Here is a 12,790-nt window from a genome sequence, read left to right on the forward strand (position 1 = left end):
CGTTCGATCGTTCGAACTTGTCGGGACGACAGGATTTGAACCTGCGACCCCTTGACCCCCAGTCAAGTGCGCTACCAAGCTGCGCCACGTCCCGATGTCCACTGCCTCGGCCCGGTGTTCTCAGGCCCGTTCGGCGGCGACAAGAAGAACAATACCCCAAGCTCAGGGGTGGTTTGAAACCGGTTGTGCGGGCTCGCGGGCGGCTGCGCGAGAATTGGGGCATGAGTACTTCGCGCGACGGTGAACGGGACCGTGACCAGGAGGGGAGGGCGCGCAATGCCCGTCCCCGGGATGGGCTAGGTCGGCCGCTCCCCTATGGCAAGCCCGGTGTCGAGCGGCAGCCGGAAGGGGTCGTGCGGACGGCCGCGCAGAGTGTCGCGGAGGCGCAGGCGTTGCTCGACTCGGGGCGGCCGTTCCACGCGCACGAGGTCTTCGAGGACGCGTGGAAGTCGGGGCCGGAAGGTGAGCGTGGGCTGTGGCGGGCCCTCGCGCAGACCGCGGTGGGGCTGACGCACGCGGCGCGTGGCAACGCAACCGGGGGCGCCCGGCTGCTGCGCCGCGGCGCGGAGGGCATCGCGGCGTGGCAGGGCGTCGCGCCGGCGGGGCTGGATACGGCGGCGTTGGTGCGGTGGGCGCAGGGGCTGGCCGACGAGGTGGAGCGGAGCGGAGGCCCCGTGGATGCCGCCTCCGTCGCGCCGCACCTGACCTGACGCGGGGCGCCGGGCACGCACGTCCCCTCCAGCCCGGGGTCCCGGGCACCCGCGTCCCCCTCCGTCGCGGCGTGCCAACCATCGCCCCTCCTCCAGCCCAGGGTCCCGGGCACCCACCTCCCCCTCCACCGCAACGCACCAGCCACCCACCTCCCCCTCCACCCCGCCAAGCGCACGTCACCAGTCCGGCCCCCACCCACATGCGCCGCCCGAGGCCCGATGTGACGCTGCGAGAGTGACGACCACCGAAGAAGCTGCCCCGCCGCCGGCCGCCGAGGCGGCGGCTCCACCGGTTCTCGACAGACGGCGTCGCAATGTCGTCTTCGGGACGATCATGCTCGGCATGCTGCTGGCCGCGCTGGACCAGACGATCGTCGGTACGGCGCTGCCCACCATCGTCTCGGACCTGGGCGGCGCGGCGCACATGTCCTGGGTCGTGACGGCCTATCTGCTCGCGGAGACCGTCGCCACGGTTCTCGTCGGCAAGTTCGGCGACATGTTCGGGCGCAAGATCGTCTTCCAGCTCTCGGCGATCATCTTCATCACCGGCTCATTCCTGTGCGGCCTGTCCACGAACATGTCGCTGCTCATCGCCTGGCGGGCGCTGCAGGGCATCGGTGCAGGCGGGCTGATGGTGACGGCGATGGCGCTGATCGCGGATGTGATTCCGCTGCGCGAGCGGGGGAAGTACCAGGGTGCGATCGGTGCCGTGTTCGGTGTGTCGACCGTCATCGGGCCGCTGCTCGGCGGTGTGTTCACGGACCACCTGACGTGGCGGTGGGCGTTCTACGTCAACGTACCGATCGCGATCGTCGTCGTCATTGCCGCCGCCAGGACGATTCCGGTGGTGAAGTCGGCGGCGAAGCCGATCATCGACTATCTCGGCATCGCGCTCGTCGCGGTCGGGGCGAGCGCCCTGATTCTTGGGACCAGTTGGGGTGGCAACGAGTACGCGTGGGGCTCGGGCGTCATCATCGGGCTCTTCGTCGGCGGCCTCGTCGCGCTCGGGCTGTTCTGCTGGGTGGAGATGCGGGCCAAGGAACCGATGCTGCCGATGCATCTGTTCCGCAACCCGGTGTTCACGGTCTGCTCGATCCTCAGCTTCGTCGTGGGCTTCGCGATGCTCGGCGCAATGACGTTCCTGCCGACGTATCTGCAGTACGTGGACGGGGACTCGGCCACCATCTCGGGTGTACGCACCCTGCCGATGGTGATCGGTCTGTTGATCGCGTCCATCTTCTCCGGCAATGTTGTCAGCAAGACGGGGAAGTACCGGATCTTCCCGATCGTGGGCGCGCTGGTGATGGCGCTCGGTCTGTATCTGCTGTCCCTGATGGACAGTTCGACCAGTACGTGGCTCGAGTCCCTGTACATGTTTGTGCTGGGGCTCGGCATTGGCCTGTGCATGCAGGTGTTGACGATCGCCGTGCAGAACACCGTCGATTACGCGGAGTTGGGCACCGCGACCTCCGGTGTCACGTTCTTCCGTACGCTGGGCAGCTCGTTCGGGACCGCCGTGTTCGGCACGATCTACGCCAACAGCCTGGGGACGAACCTGAAGCAGGGCGTGGCGGAAGCGGCGCAGGCCGGGACCGGGATCGCTCCTGAGGCGCTCACCAAGGCGGCACAGAGCCCGCAGGGCCTGCACAGCCTGCCTCAGGCGGCGCGCGAGCCGATCGTCAACGGGTACGCGGATTCGCTGCACACGGTGTTCCTGTGCACGGTGCCGGTGGCGCTCATCGGGTTCCTGGTGGCGCTGTTCCTCAAGCAGGTGCAATTGCGCGACACCGCGCGCGCGGGCTCAGCCGACATGGGTGAGGGCTTCGCGCAGCCCTCGACCGGCGACTCCTCGCATGTGCTCCAGCGGGCCGTGGCGAACCTGGTGAAGGAGGCGAACCTGAACACCGCGCGGCAGATCCTGGAGCGATCCGAGACCCGGCTCGATGTCGCGGGCGCGTGGGCCGTGATGCAGGTGGACTTCTTCACGCGGATGGTCGGGCACGCGACCCTAGGGATGATCGCGGCGCGCCGCAGGCTTCCGCCGGAGGTGCTGGTGCCGGTGTTCCAGCGGATGGTCGACGAGGGTTATCTGACGCGAACGGACGCGTTCTTCTCGCACACCGAGGCGGGGCACCGGGAGTCGAAGGTCATCAACAGGGCCTGGGGCGACTGGCTGAGCGAGAAGGTCGAGGCCGATGTCGGACGCCCCGCGAACGCGGAACTGCGTATCGCGGTCGACTCGATCGCGAAGCGGTTGCTCGCCGAGGACATGGCGCAGGGGCTGACGAGCCAGTCGGGCTCGGAGCGTGCGCTGGTTCCCATGTAGTTGGTTCCCATGTAGCCGGTTCCCGTGTAAGGGGCGGGTCTCTTCAAGCGTCAGTTCAGCAGGAGTTGGAGGCCGCCGAGGACTGTCGCCGCGATGACCAGTTGCTCGAAGAGGCGTTGGTTGATGCGGTTCGCGCAGGCCCTGCCGATCATCGCGCCCGGCACGACGAAGACCACGAGCGCCGCGTCCAGGAGCAGTGAGCGGCGGTCGATGAGGCCGAGGCCCACGCTGAACGGCACCTTCGCGGAGTTCACGATGAGGAAGAACCACGCGGAGGTGCCGAGGAAGCCGAGCTTCTTGAAACCCGCCGACAACAAGTACATGGACATCACGGGGCCGCCCGCGTTGGCGACCATGGTGGTGAAGCCGCCGAGCACCCCGTACGAGCCCGCCTTGACGCGGGCCGCGCGGGTCGGCGTCGGCTCGGCGGCGGCAGCGGCGGCTGCCTGTTTGCGGCGCCAGACGGTCACCCCCGCCATGACGAGCAGGATCACGCCGATCGACATCCGTACCGCCCCGTCCCCTGCGAAGCCGAGGAAGACAGTGCCGAGGACCACGCCCGCGCCGACGGCGGGGAACAGGCGCCACAGGGTGGGCCAGTGGGCGTGCCGCCGGTAGGTGAGCACGGCGAGGATGTCGCCGCAGATCAGGATGGGGAGCAGCACTCCGGTGGAGGCGCGTGCGGGCAGGATCGCGGCGAAGACCGCGAGGCTGACCGTGTTGGCGCCGCTGACAGCCGTCTTGGAGAACCCCACCACCATGGCCGCGGCGGCCAGGGCGGAGAACTCCCAGGGTGTGATCCCGAATATGTCGTGCATGGCGAGGACAGATGCTAGACGCAACTACCTGTCGGGCGTCAGGGGCGCCGCATGGTGATACGGGTTACGTTTCACCACGCCGGTGGGGCCCGGCGCACGGCGCCCCCAACTCCCGTACCTCTCAACCCGCGTACGTCTCCCGCAGTTCGCGCTTGAGGACCTTCATGCTCGGGCCGAGCGGCAGCCGGTCGGTGAACTCCACGCGGCGCGGGTACTTGTGCTTGCCCAGGTTCTCCTTGGACCACGTGGTGAGTTCGGCGGCGTCGAGCGTGGTGTCCGGCTTGAGCACGACGACCGCGCAGACCTCCTCGCCGTGCACCTCGTCGGGCAGGCCGATGACGGCGACGTGGTCGATGTCGGGGTGGCGCATCAGCACCTCCTCGACCTCGCGCGGGTAGACGTTGTAGCCGCCGCGGATGATGACGTCCTTCTTGCGGTCGACGATCCGCAGGTAGCCCTCCGCGTCCTTGGTGCCGAGGTCGCCGGTGCGGAACCAGCCGTCGACGAGGGCTTCCGCGGTCTGCTCGGGGCGGCCGAGGTAGCCGGAGAACACGCAGTGGCCGCGGACCACGATCTCGCCGAGTTCGCCGGTGGGAAGGAGTTCAATGCGGTCGTCGAGTTCGGCGCGGGCGACCTCGACGTCGACGCCCCAGATGGAGTGGCCGATGGTGCCCGCCTTCGCGCCGTACCAGGGCTGGTTGACGGCGGCGACGGGTGAGGTCTCGCTCAGTCCGTAGCCCTCGTGGACGGGGGCGCCGAAGAGCTCCTGGAAGCGTTCGAGGACCGCGACGGGCAGCGAGGCGCCGCCGGAGACGGCGACCCTCAACTTCGGCATCGTGTCCGCCTGTTCGGCCGCCGTGAGCAGGTGCACGTACATGGTGGGCACGCCCTGGAAGACCGTGATGTGCTCGCGGATCATCAGCTCGATGGCCTTGGCGGCGTCGAAGCGCGGCATGAGGACGAGCGTCTTGCCGGCCCGCCAGGTGGCGTGCATGGAGGCGGTCTGGCCGAAGGCGTGGAAGAGGGGCAGGGCGCCGAGGACGATGTCGTCGGGGCTGTGCTCGTTGCAGTCGAAGGCCTCGACGGTCGCGTTCATCACGAGGTTGAAGTGGCTGAGTACGGCGCCCTTGGGGACGCCTGTGGTGCCGCTCGTGTAGAAGACGACGGCCGGGTCGTCGGCGTCGCGGGTGGCGTACGTGGCGATGGGCTCGGCGTCGTGCGTGAGCTTCTCCAGCTCGCCTTCGGCGCCGAGGGCGACGGTGCGGATGCCGACGGCGTCGGCGGCCGCCTCGCCCGTCTTCGCCTGCGCCGGGTGGCACAGCAGGAGCGTCGCGCCGCTGTCCTTGAGGACGTGCTCGACCTCGGACGCCGACAGGAGCAGATGGACGGGGACGACGGCGGCGCCGGCCGCGATGGCCGCGTAGTAGGCGTGCGGGAACTCGGCGGTGTTGGGCGCCATGAGGGCGATCTTGTCGCCGGGGCGGACGCCGAGGTCGGCGAGGGCGGCGGCCTGCTTGCGGACCTGGAGCCACAACTCCGCGAAGGTGCTGCGCAGTTCGCCCGCGACGAGGGCCGTCTTGTCGGGGTACCGGCGGGCGTTGTCGGCGAGGATCGCGGCGAGCGAGAGAGTGGCCATCGGGTAGCGCTCCGTTCCGTACTACTGACTGCTGGTTCGGCGGTGGACCAGGTCGGGAGGGCGCCGAAGCGGTAAATTAGCGCCGCTAGTTTTGTCCTCCTGGGGGGACTCTACGCCCGGGACCCGACCGGACGGTATGTGCCCTGGGTCACTTCCGGATCTCAGGGCTGACCCTGATGTCCCCGCCGGTCGGTCCGCCTACTGTGGGGGTCCGGCACCGCTCCGCGGACGACGTACGGGGGAAGTACGGGGGCTACGGGGGTAGCGCGTCGTCCGACGGAGCGGGTAGCCGGAACCTCTTCCACCCGTGGGTGGCGGGCGCGGGGTCAGCCGCGCAGGAAGCGCAGCACTGCCATGACGCGGCGGTGCTCGGCCGGGTCCGACTCCAGGCTGAGCTTGGCGAAGACGTTGCGGACGTGGGTCTCGACCGTCTTGCCGCCGATGACCAGCTTGTTCGCGATGGCCTCGTTGGAGCGCCCCTCGGCCATCAGCGCGAGCACGTCGCGCTCGCGTCCCGTGAGTTCGTCGAGCGGCCCCCGCGGACGCGGCAAGTCCATGAGGCGGGCCACCACCAGCGGATCGACGACGGTCTCCCCCGCCGCCACGCGCTTCAGCGCCCCGCTCAGCTCCTCGGCGTCGGCGACGCGCTCCTTGAGGAGGTAGCCGAACCCCTCGGGCCGCTGGGCGAGCGCGCGGACGCTCGCGGTCGTCTCCACGTACTGGGACAGCAGCAGCACGCCGGTGCCGGGGTGCGCCGCGCGCACGGCCGCCGCCGCGACCAGACCCTCGTCGGTATGGGTGGGCGGCATACGGATGTCGAGCAGCACGGCGTCCGGGGTGTGCTCGGCGACCAGGGCGAGCAGCGGCGCGGTGTCGCCGCACTCGGCGGCCACCTCGATGCCCTCGTCGGTCAGCAGTCGTACGATCCCCAGCCGAAGCAGTGCCGAGTCCTCGGCGACGATCACCCGCACGGAAGCTCCGCCCTGATTCTGGTTCCGCCCCCGGCGGGGCTGTGGATGTGCAGTACGCCGTCGACGGCGGCGAGCCGGTCGGCCAGGCCGCGCAGGCCGGTGCCGCGCGCGAGGTCGACGCCGCCGACGCCGTCGTCCACGGTCTCCACCACGAGGCGTCCTTCGTGGTGCCGGGCGGAGACGCTGACGGCGCGGGCCTCCGCGTGCTTGGCCGCGTTGGTGAGGGCCTCGCAGACGGTGAAGTACGCGGTGGACTCGACGAGCGGGTCGTAGCGGCGGGACTCGGCCGCGACGACGACCGGCACGGTGGCCTCCTCGGCCAGCTCGCTCAGCGCGGCGGCGAGGCCCTCGCGGGTGAGGACGGCGGGGTGGATGCCGTGGGCGATGCCGCGCAGTTCCTCGATGGCGTGCCGCACACCGGCCTCGGCCTCGTCGGCGGCCTCGCGCAGCGCAGCGTCCGGGTGGTCCGCGAGGCCCTTCTGCACGCGGCGCACGGACATCAGGGCGAAGACGAGGCGGGTCTGCGCGCCGTCGTGCAGATCGCGCTCCAGGCGGCCGCGCTCGGCGTCGGCTGCCGCCACGATGCGGGTGGCGACATCCTTCGCGCGCGTGCGCAGCCAGACGTTCTCCAGGGCGAGGCGCAGGGCGGCCGCCACGGACTGCAGGAGTTCGGGGTCCTCGTCGAGCGCGGGGTCATGGTGGAGCAGGGCGAGCGGGCGGCCGTCGGCTGCGGCGACCGGGGTGCGGCCCGGCCGCCCGTCCTCGCCGATCTCGCGCCCCGCCGCCTCGACGTACCCGCCGCGCCGCTCGTTCCACAGGCCGAGCCGCAGCGTCGGGTCGCCGAGGACGCGCACCAGCGCCTCGCGCAGCCGCGCCGGGTCGGAGTCGGTGCCGATGTCGATGACGAGCCCGCTGACCTCGGCGCGCTGAAGGCGCATGCGCAGCAGCCCCGCGAGGAAGGCGAAGGGGACGGCGACCTGGGCGAGGTCGGACAACAAGTAGACGGCCTGTTCGGCCACCGAGTCGACGCCGCCGAGCCACGGCACTACGTAGAAGAGCATGTCCCACATGAGGAACACCACGGCGACGCCGATGCCGATCCAGGCGGGCAGCAGGGCGCGCCTGCGGGCGGCGGACGCGTTGCGCCAGCGCAGCACGATCGCGACGGCGGCGACGACCGAGAGTCCCCAGCCCGCCGCGTGGTACGCGGCGTCGAACGGGCCGAAGAGACTGTCCCAGGCGGGCACGTGCAGCAGGTTCGGGCCGCACGCGCGGCAGTCCAGGTACGTCGCCCCGGCCTGGGTCGCCGGGTCGAACAGGAGCGTGCGCACGAATCCGCCGACGGCGACGAGCCCGTAGGCGAACTGGACCAGGCGCCGCGAGAGGACCGTGGTGAGGCGGCCCTCGGGGAACGACAGGACGAGGTGCAGGAGGATCGCCATGTTCAGCGCCTCCCACCAGGCACCGAAGGCGAAGAGCGCGGGCACGGCGGTGCCCTGGAGGTTGCCGAAGAACCAGGTGACGCCTTCGAGCACCATCAGGCGCCCCGTGTGGTTGGCGGGCCTGCGCCGCCAGGCGACGATGCCGGCGACCACGTACGCCCAGCCCACCGCGAGGTCCCGTACGAGATCGCCCGCGGACGCGCCGCTGCGCGCGTACGCCCACGCGCCTGCCACTCCCGATACTGCGGCGAGGGCCGCGGCCCCGGTCAGGCGCAGCCGAACCGCCCGCTCACCCTGACTGTCCACGGCCACACGTTAAGGCATTTGGGGGCCCGAGCGGGAAAGCGGACGAGGTACTTGCCGGTAACCCTCGGTTACCCGTAGGGCTTCGTGACCCGGTCCTGGGGCTCGGTGGCGCCCGCGCCCCCGCCCTCGCGGATCTGCTCGAGGACCCGGCTCCTGAGTGCCGTGAATCGCGGGTCGGCTCGGGTCGTCAACTGGTCGCGCTTCACCGGGAGTTCGACGGCCACGTCCTCCAGGACCACGGTCGGCGACGCGCTCAGGACCAGCACCCGCTCCCCCAGGTACACCGCCTCGTCGATGTCGTGCGTGATGAACAGGACCGTCATCCCGCGCTCCCGCCACAGTCTGCGCACCAGGTCCTCCAGGTCGGCGCGGGTCTGGGCGTCGACGGCGGCGAAGGGCTCGTCCATCAGGAGCACCTCCGGCTCGTACGCCAACGCGCGGGCGATGGCGACCCGTTGCTGCATGCCGCCGGAGAGTTCCCACGGGTAGGCGCGGTGGACGCCTGCGAGGCCGACCGCTTCGAGGGACTCGGCGACGCGTGCGCGGCGGACCGCCTTGGGGATCGATTTCCTTTGCCTGAGCGGGAGTTCGACGTTCTCGGCGACCCGCATCCACGGGAAGAGGCTGCGCCCGTACTCCTGGAAGACGACGGCGAGGCCGGGCCGCGGGCCCGTCACCGGCGCTCCGTCCAGGGCGACCGATCCAGCGGTCGGCCGCAGCAGCCCGGCGACACACTTCAGGAGCGTCGTCTTGCCGCAGCCGGAGGGGCCGACGACACACACCAGCTCGCCCGCGTCGAGGCGGAACGTCAGATCGCGCAGCGCCTCCACCTGCCGGCCCGAGCCCTCGTAGAGCTTGCGCAGTCCCGTGACCTCAAGCACCGCCGCCTCCCTCCTTTCGCCGCGCCCCGCGCGATCCGTGGTACCAGCCGAGCGCCCGCCGTTCGACGAGCCGGAACAGCAGCGCGAGCACCACACCGAGCAGGCCGAGGACGAGGATTCCGGTCCACATCTCCGGTACGGCGAAGGAGCGCTGGAACTCCACGACGGCGAAGCCGAGGCCGCTGCTGGAGGCGTACATCTCGCTGATGACCATGAGGATGACGCCGATGGACAGGGCCTGGCGCAGGCCCGCGAAGATCTGCGGGCTCGCGGCGGGGAGCACCAGGTGCCGCAGCCGGGCCGCTCCCCCGATGCCGTACGAGCGGGCCGTCTCGGCGGCGACCTGGTCCACGGCGCGTACGCCCGCGGCCGTGTTGAGCAGCACCGGCCAGACGCAGCCGGAGGCGATCACGGCGATCTTCATCGTGTCGCCGATGCCCGCGAACAGCATGATGACCGGGACCAGGACGGGCGGCGGCACCGCACGCAGGAACTCCAGGGCGGGCTCGCACACGGCGCGGGTGCGGCGCGAGGAGCCGATGACGACGCCGAGCGCCACGCCGACGACGCCCGCGGCCGCGTATCCGGCGAGCAGGCGCAGCACGCTGGGCAGGACGTCGTCCTGGAGCCGGTCCGGTGTCCAGGTGTCGTCGAAGCGGGACAGGATCGTGCGCAGGGGCGGCGCGTAGAAGCTGGTGCTTCCGTCGGAGGCGAACCACCAGATGGCGACCAGGACGCAGGGCAGGGCCACGGCCAGGGCGGTGGCGCGCAGGGCGCGGAGTGTGCGGCTCACGCCGGGGCCTCCGCCCGTACGGACTGGTGCCAGGACAGGGCGCGGCGCTCCACGAACCGCGCTCCAGTGTTGATCAATACGCCCAGGCAGCCGGCCACAAGGATCAACGCGTACATGTCCGGGACGGCCTGGGAACTCTGCGCGACATTGATCCGGTGCCCCAACCCCGGTGCCCCGATGACGAGTTCGACGGTGATGGCGAGAATCAACGCGACGGAGGCGGCGAGCCGCACCCCCGTCATCACATACGGAAGCGCCGTCGGCCACACGACGTGCCGCACGCGCGCCCACGTGCCGAGGCCGAAGGCGCGCGCCGTGTCGTCGGCGACCGGGTCCACGTCCTGCACCCCGTACAGCACCTGCACGAGAACCTGCCAGAACGCGGCGTAGACGACGAGCAGCAGGACCGAGCGCAGCTCCGTGCCGTAGAGCAGGATCGCGAGCGGGATGAGCGCCACGGACGGGATGGGGCGCAGGAACTCGATGGTGGACGCGGTGAGCGCGCGAAGGTACGGGACCGTGGCGATGGCCAGGCCTGCGAGGACGCCGCCCGCGGTGGCGAGGGCGAGGCCGAGGGCCCAGCCGGTGAGGGTGTCGCCGAGCGCGGCCCAGAAGGCGGCGTCGGCGAGCTCGCCGCGCAGGGCGTTGAGCGTGGTCGTGAAGGGCGGCAGGAAGTCGGGGTTGACCAGGCCGAGGCGCGGCACCACCTCCCACAGCGCCGCGCACACGAGAAGTCCCAGGAGGCCGGGCACCGCGGAGATCACGGCAGCAGCGTGTTGAGATCGGGGGTCTTCTCGAACAGGCCGTCCTGCTTGCCGAGCTTGGCGAGGGTGTCGAGCGACGGGCGGTTCCACTGCGCGGGCCAGGCCGGAAGTGTCACCTTGTCGAGCGTCGCCTGCGGGATCTTCGTGTAGGTGCGGACGATGTCCCGGACCTCATCGGGGTGCGCGTTGGCGTAGGTGAGGGACTTCTGGGTGGCGGCGTTGAACTTCTTGACGGTGTCCGGGTGTTGAGCCACGTACTGATTCGACGAGAAGTACATCGCGACGGTCAACTTGCGCGCCGTGTCCACGTAGTTGGAGGCGATCACGCGGCCGCCCTGCGCCTTGACGGTGGCGGTGGCCGGCTCGACGACCTGGGCCGCGTCGACCTGTCCCTTGTCGAGCGCGGCGGGCATCTGGTCGAAGGCGAGCTCGACGAACTTCACCTTGGAGGGGTCGCCGCCGCCCTTGCGGACCGACTCGCGGACCGTGGTGTCATTGATGTTCTTGAGCGTGTTGACGGCGACCTTCTTGCCCTCGAGATCCTTGGCGGACTTGATCGGGCTGTCCTTGTTCACGACGACCGCGCCGAAGTCCGCGCCTTGCTTGCCCGTCGAGCCGACACCGTTGACGACGACCTTGACGGGGACGCCCTTGGACTGGGCGACCATCAGCGACGTGGAGTTCGAGAAGCCGAACTGGAACTGGCCGCTGACCACGCCCGGCACGATCGCCGCGCCGCCCTGCGCCATGGTCATGGCCAGGCTGAGGCCCTGCTCCTTGTAGAAGCCCTTCTTCTGCCCGAGGTACAGGGGCGCGACGTCGACGATCGGGATGATGCCGACCTTGAGCTTCGTGGTGCCACCGGTTCCGGTGGATTCGGACTTCGGGCTGTCGGAGCCGGAGCCGCAGGCAGCGGTGGCGGCGAGCAGCAGCATGGCGGCGACAGCGGTGAGTGTGCGACGCGTGCAACGCATGGGTGTCCCCCTGGGAGCCCTGGTGCTCGGCGGCAACGTAGAGCCCGCACCCTATGGGGTCAACTCCCCTTTGAGGCAAGGATGTTGGCACGATTCACAGCGGATCCTTTGGATGCATGCAGCGACGCCTGCGGGGCCGGTTGGCGTCGGTCATCGTGTTGCGATGGTGACTGATGAGCCAGTCAGAGACTCAATGGCCAGTGTTTTCCATGGATTGATGGCATCAGTGTTGTGTTCTTCTCAACGCTTGGTTAGGGTCGTGCCTCGTGGAATCCAGCAACGAGGCAACCCCTGCCGACACCGCCGCCCGCGTCCGTGAGGTCATCACGGCGGCCGGTGTCAGCCAGCGCGAGTTCGCGCGCCGCATCGTCATGGATCCGTCGAAGCTCTCCCGCTCGCTGAGCGGCACCCGCCGGTTCACGGTGGCCGAGCTGGCGCGGATCGCCGACGAGGCGCGCGTCGATCCGGGCTGGCTGCTCGGCGCGCGGCCCCTGGCGGCCGAGGTCGGGGCGCCGGCGCCCGTGGAGGGCGGTCGGCCGCTGCAGATCGTCCAGGAGACGGTCCGACTGGTCGCCGAGTACGGGTTCCACGCGGTACGGGTCTCCGACATCGCCCGCGCCTGCGCCACCAGTACCGCCGCGATCCACTACCACTTCCCCGGCCGCGCGGACCTCCTGGAGGCCGCGGTGCGCTGGTGCATGGACGAGGACACCGCGCGCCGCGCCGCGCACCTCGCGGAGGCGGACGACGCGGCGGCGGAGCTGCGCCAGCTCATCGAGTTGCAGACGCCGCGCACCGAGCAGCAGCGGCGTCAGTGGAAGGTGTGGCTCGACCTGTGGGCCGAGGCGGCGCGTTCCACCACGGTGGGGCGGCTGCACACCGACTACTACCGGCAGTGGCGGGAGACCGTGGCGGATGTCCTCCGTCGGGGGGTCGAGCAGGGCGTGTTCCGGGCGTCGCTCGATTCCGGTGCGGCGGCGTATGCGCTGACCGCGCTCATTGATGGGTTGGCTACGCAGGTGCTTTCGGTCGACCGGGGGGTGGTTGGGGCGGCGGCGGATGCGATGCATGCCGCGCTGCTCAGTTACGTCGACGGAACCATCGCGGCCCCGTAGCCACACGTCACGGGGCTCCGCCCCGGACCCCGCTGCTCAATCGCCGCAGGGGCT

At 70.5% G+C, this 12,790-nt stretch carries 11 protein-coding genes and 1 tRNA gene; 3 read left to right on the plus strand and 9 right to left on the minus strand.

The window, feature by feature from the left end; all coding sequences use genetic code 11:
* Positions 1 to 20: 20 nt before the first annotated feature.
* Positions 21 to 94 (minus strand) — tRNA-Pro (locus ABT004_RS18055).
* 127 nt (positions 95 to 221) lie between these two features.
* Between ABT004_RS18055 and ABT004_RS18060 the strand changes: the two genes are divergently transcribed.
* Both ABT004_RS18060 and ABT004_RS18065 read left to right on the plus strand, forming a co-directional pair.
* Positions 222 to 710 carry a DUF309 domain-containing protein gene (locus ABT004_RS18060; RefSeq protein WP_351337600.1) on the plus strand — a complete coding sequence of 163 codons (489 nt, stop codon included), beginning with the start codon at positions 222 to 224 and terminating at the stop codon, positions 708 to 710.
* Positions 711 to 945: 235 nt separating this feature from the next.
* Entirely contained in the window at positions 946 to 3,036 is a 2,091-nt protein-coding gene (locus ABT004_RS18065) for an MDR family MFS transporter (protein WP_351337602.1), read from the plus strand.
* Positions 3,037 to 3,086: 50 nt separating this feature from the next.
* Here the strand turns inward: ABT004_RS18065 and ABT004_RS18070 are convergent, their stop codons facing one another.
* The 8 genes from ABT004_RS18070 to ABT004_RS18105 form a co-directional block, all read right to left on the minus strand.
* Positions 3,087 to 3,854 (minus strand): sulfite exporter TauE/SafE family protein, encoded by a 768-nt coding sequence (locus ABT004_RS18070; protein WP_351337604.1) that lies wholly within the window; start codon positions 3,852 to 3,854, stop codon positions 3,087 to 3,089.
* Positions 3,855 to 3,975: 121 nt separating this feature from the next.
* Positions 3,976 to 5,490: a long-chain-fatty-acid--CoA ligase gene (locus ABT004_RS18075; protein ID WP_351337606.1), complete on the minus strand. Its 1,515-nt coding sequence runs from the start codon at positions 5,488 to 5,490 to the stop codon at positions 3,976 to 3,978.
* Between the two features lie 326 nt (positions 5,491 to 5,816).
* Positions 5,817 to 6,455, minus strand: coding sequence for a LuxR C-terminal-related transcriptional regulator (locus ABT004_RS18080; protein ID WP_351337674.1), 639 nt, complete (start codon positions 6,453 to 6,455; stop codon positions 5,817 to 5,819).
* Entirely contained in the window at positions 6,452 to 8,209 is a 1,758-nt protein-coding gene (locus ABT004_RS18085) for a sensor histidine kinase (RefSeq protein ID WP_351337608.1), read from the minus strand. The genes ABT004_RS18080 and ABT004_RS18085 overlap by 4 nt, the downstream gene beginning before the upstream one ends.
* A 68-nt stretch (positions 8,210 to 8,277) precedes the next feature.
* On the minus strand, positions 8,278 to 9,090 hold the full coding sequence (locus ABT004_RS18090; RefSeq protein ID WP_351337610.1) for an ABC transporter ATP-binding protein: 813 nt from the start codon (positions 9,088 to 9,090) through the stop codon (positions 8,278 to 8,280).
* The gene (locus ABT004_RS18095; RefSeq protein ID WP_351337612.1) at positions 9,083 to 9,883 is read right to left on the minus strand and encodes an ABC transporter permease; all 801 of its coding nucleotides are present in this window, start codon (positions 9,881 to 9,883) and stop codon (positions 9,083 to 9,085) included. Before ABT004_RS18095 ends, ABT004_RS18090 begins: the two co-directional genes overlap by 8 nt.
* Positions 9,880 to 10,647: an ABC transporter permease gene (locus ABT004_RS18100; RefSeq protein WP_351337615.1), complete on the minus strand. Its 768-nt coding sequence runs from the start codon at positions 10,645 to 10,647 to the stop codon at positions 9,880 to 9,882. Before ABT004_RS18100 ends, ABT004_RS18095 begins: the two co-directional genes overlap by 4 nt.
* Positions 10,644 to 11,621, minus strand: coding sequence for an ABC transporter substrate-binding protein (locus ABT004_RS18105; RefSeq protein ID WP_351337617.1), 978 nt, complete (start codon positions 11,619 to 11,621; stop codon positions 10,644 to 10,646). Before ABT004_RS18105 ends, ABT004_RS18100 begins: the two co-directional genes overlap by 4 nt.
* Positions 11,622 to 11,887: 266 nt before the next feature.
* Here ABT004_RS18105 and ABT004_RS18110 point away from each other — a divergent pair, with 266 nt between their 5' ends.
* Entirely contained in the window at positions 11,888 to 12,736 is an 849-nt protein-coding gene (locus tag ABT004_RS18110; RefSeq protein ID WP_351337620.1) for a TetR/AcrR family transcriptional regulator, read from the plus strand.
* Positions 12,737 to 12,790 lie beyond the last annotated feature (54 nt).

The organism is Streptomyces sp. NPDC002790, from assembly GCF_040295505.1.
In the GTDB taxonomy this organism is placed as follows: domain Bacteria; phylum Actinomycetota; class Actinomycetes; order Streptomycetales; family Streptomycetaceae; genus Streptomyces.

Excerpts from the sequence above, each read along its gene's own strand:
- ABT004_RS18060 (WP_351337600.1), top strand. The coding sequence starts at position 222 with ATGAGTACTTCGCGCGACGGTGAACGGGACCGTGACCAGGAGGGGAGG.
- ABT004_RS18070 (WP_351337604.1), bottom strand. The coding sequence starts at position 3,854 with ATGCACGACATATTCGGGATCACACCCTGGGAGTTCTCCGCCCTGGCC.
- ABT004_RS18075 (WP_351337606.1), bottom strand. The coding sequence starts at position 5,490 with ATGGCCACTCTCTCGCTCGCCGCGATCCTCGCCGACAACGCCCGCCGG.
- ABT004_RS18105 (WP_351337617.1), bottom strand. The coding sequence starts at position 11,621 with ATGCGTTGCACGCGTCGCACACTCACCGCTGTCGCCGCCATGCTGCTG.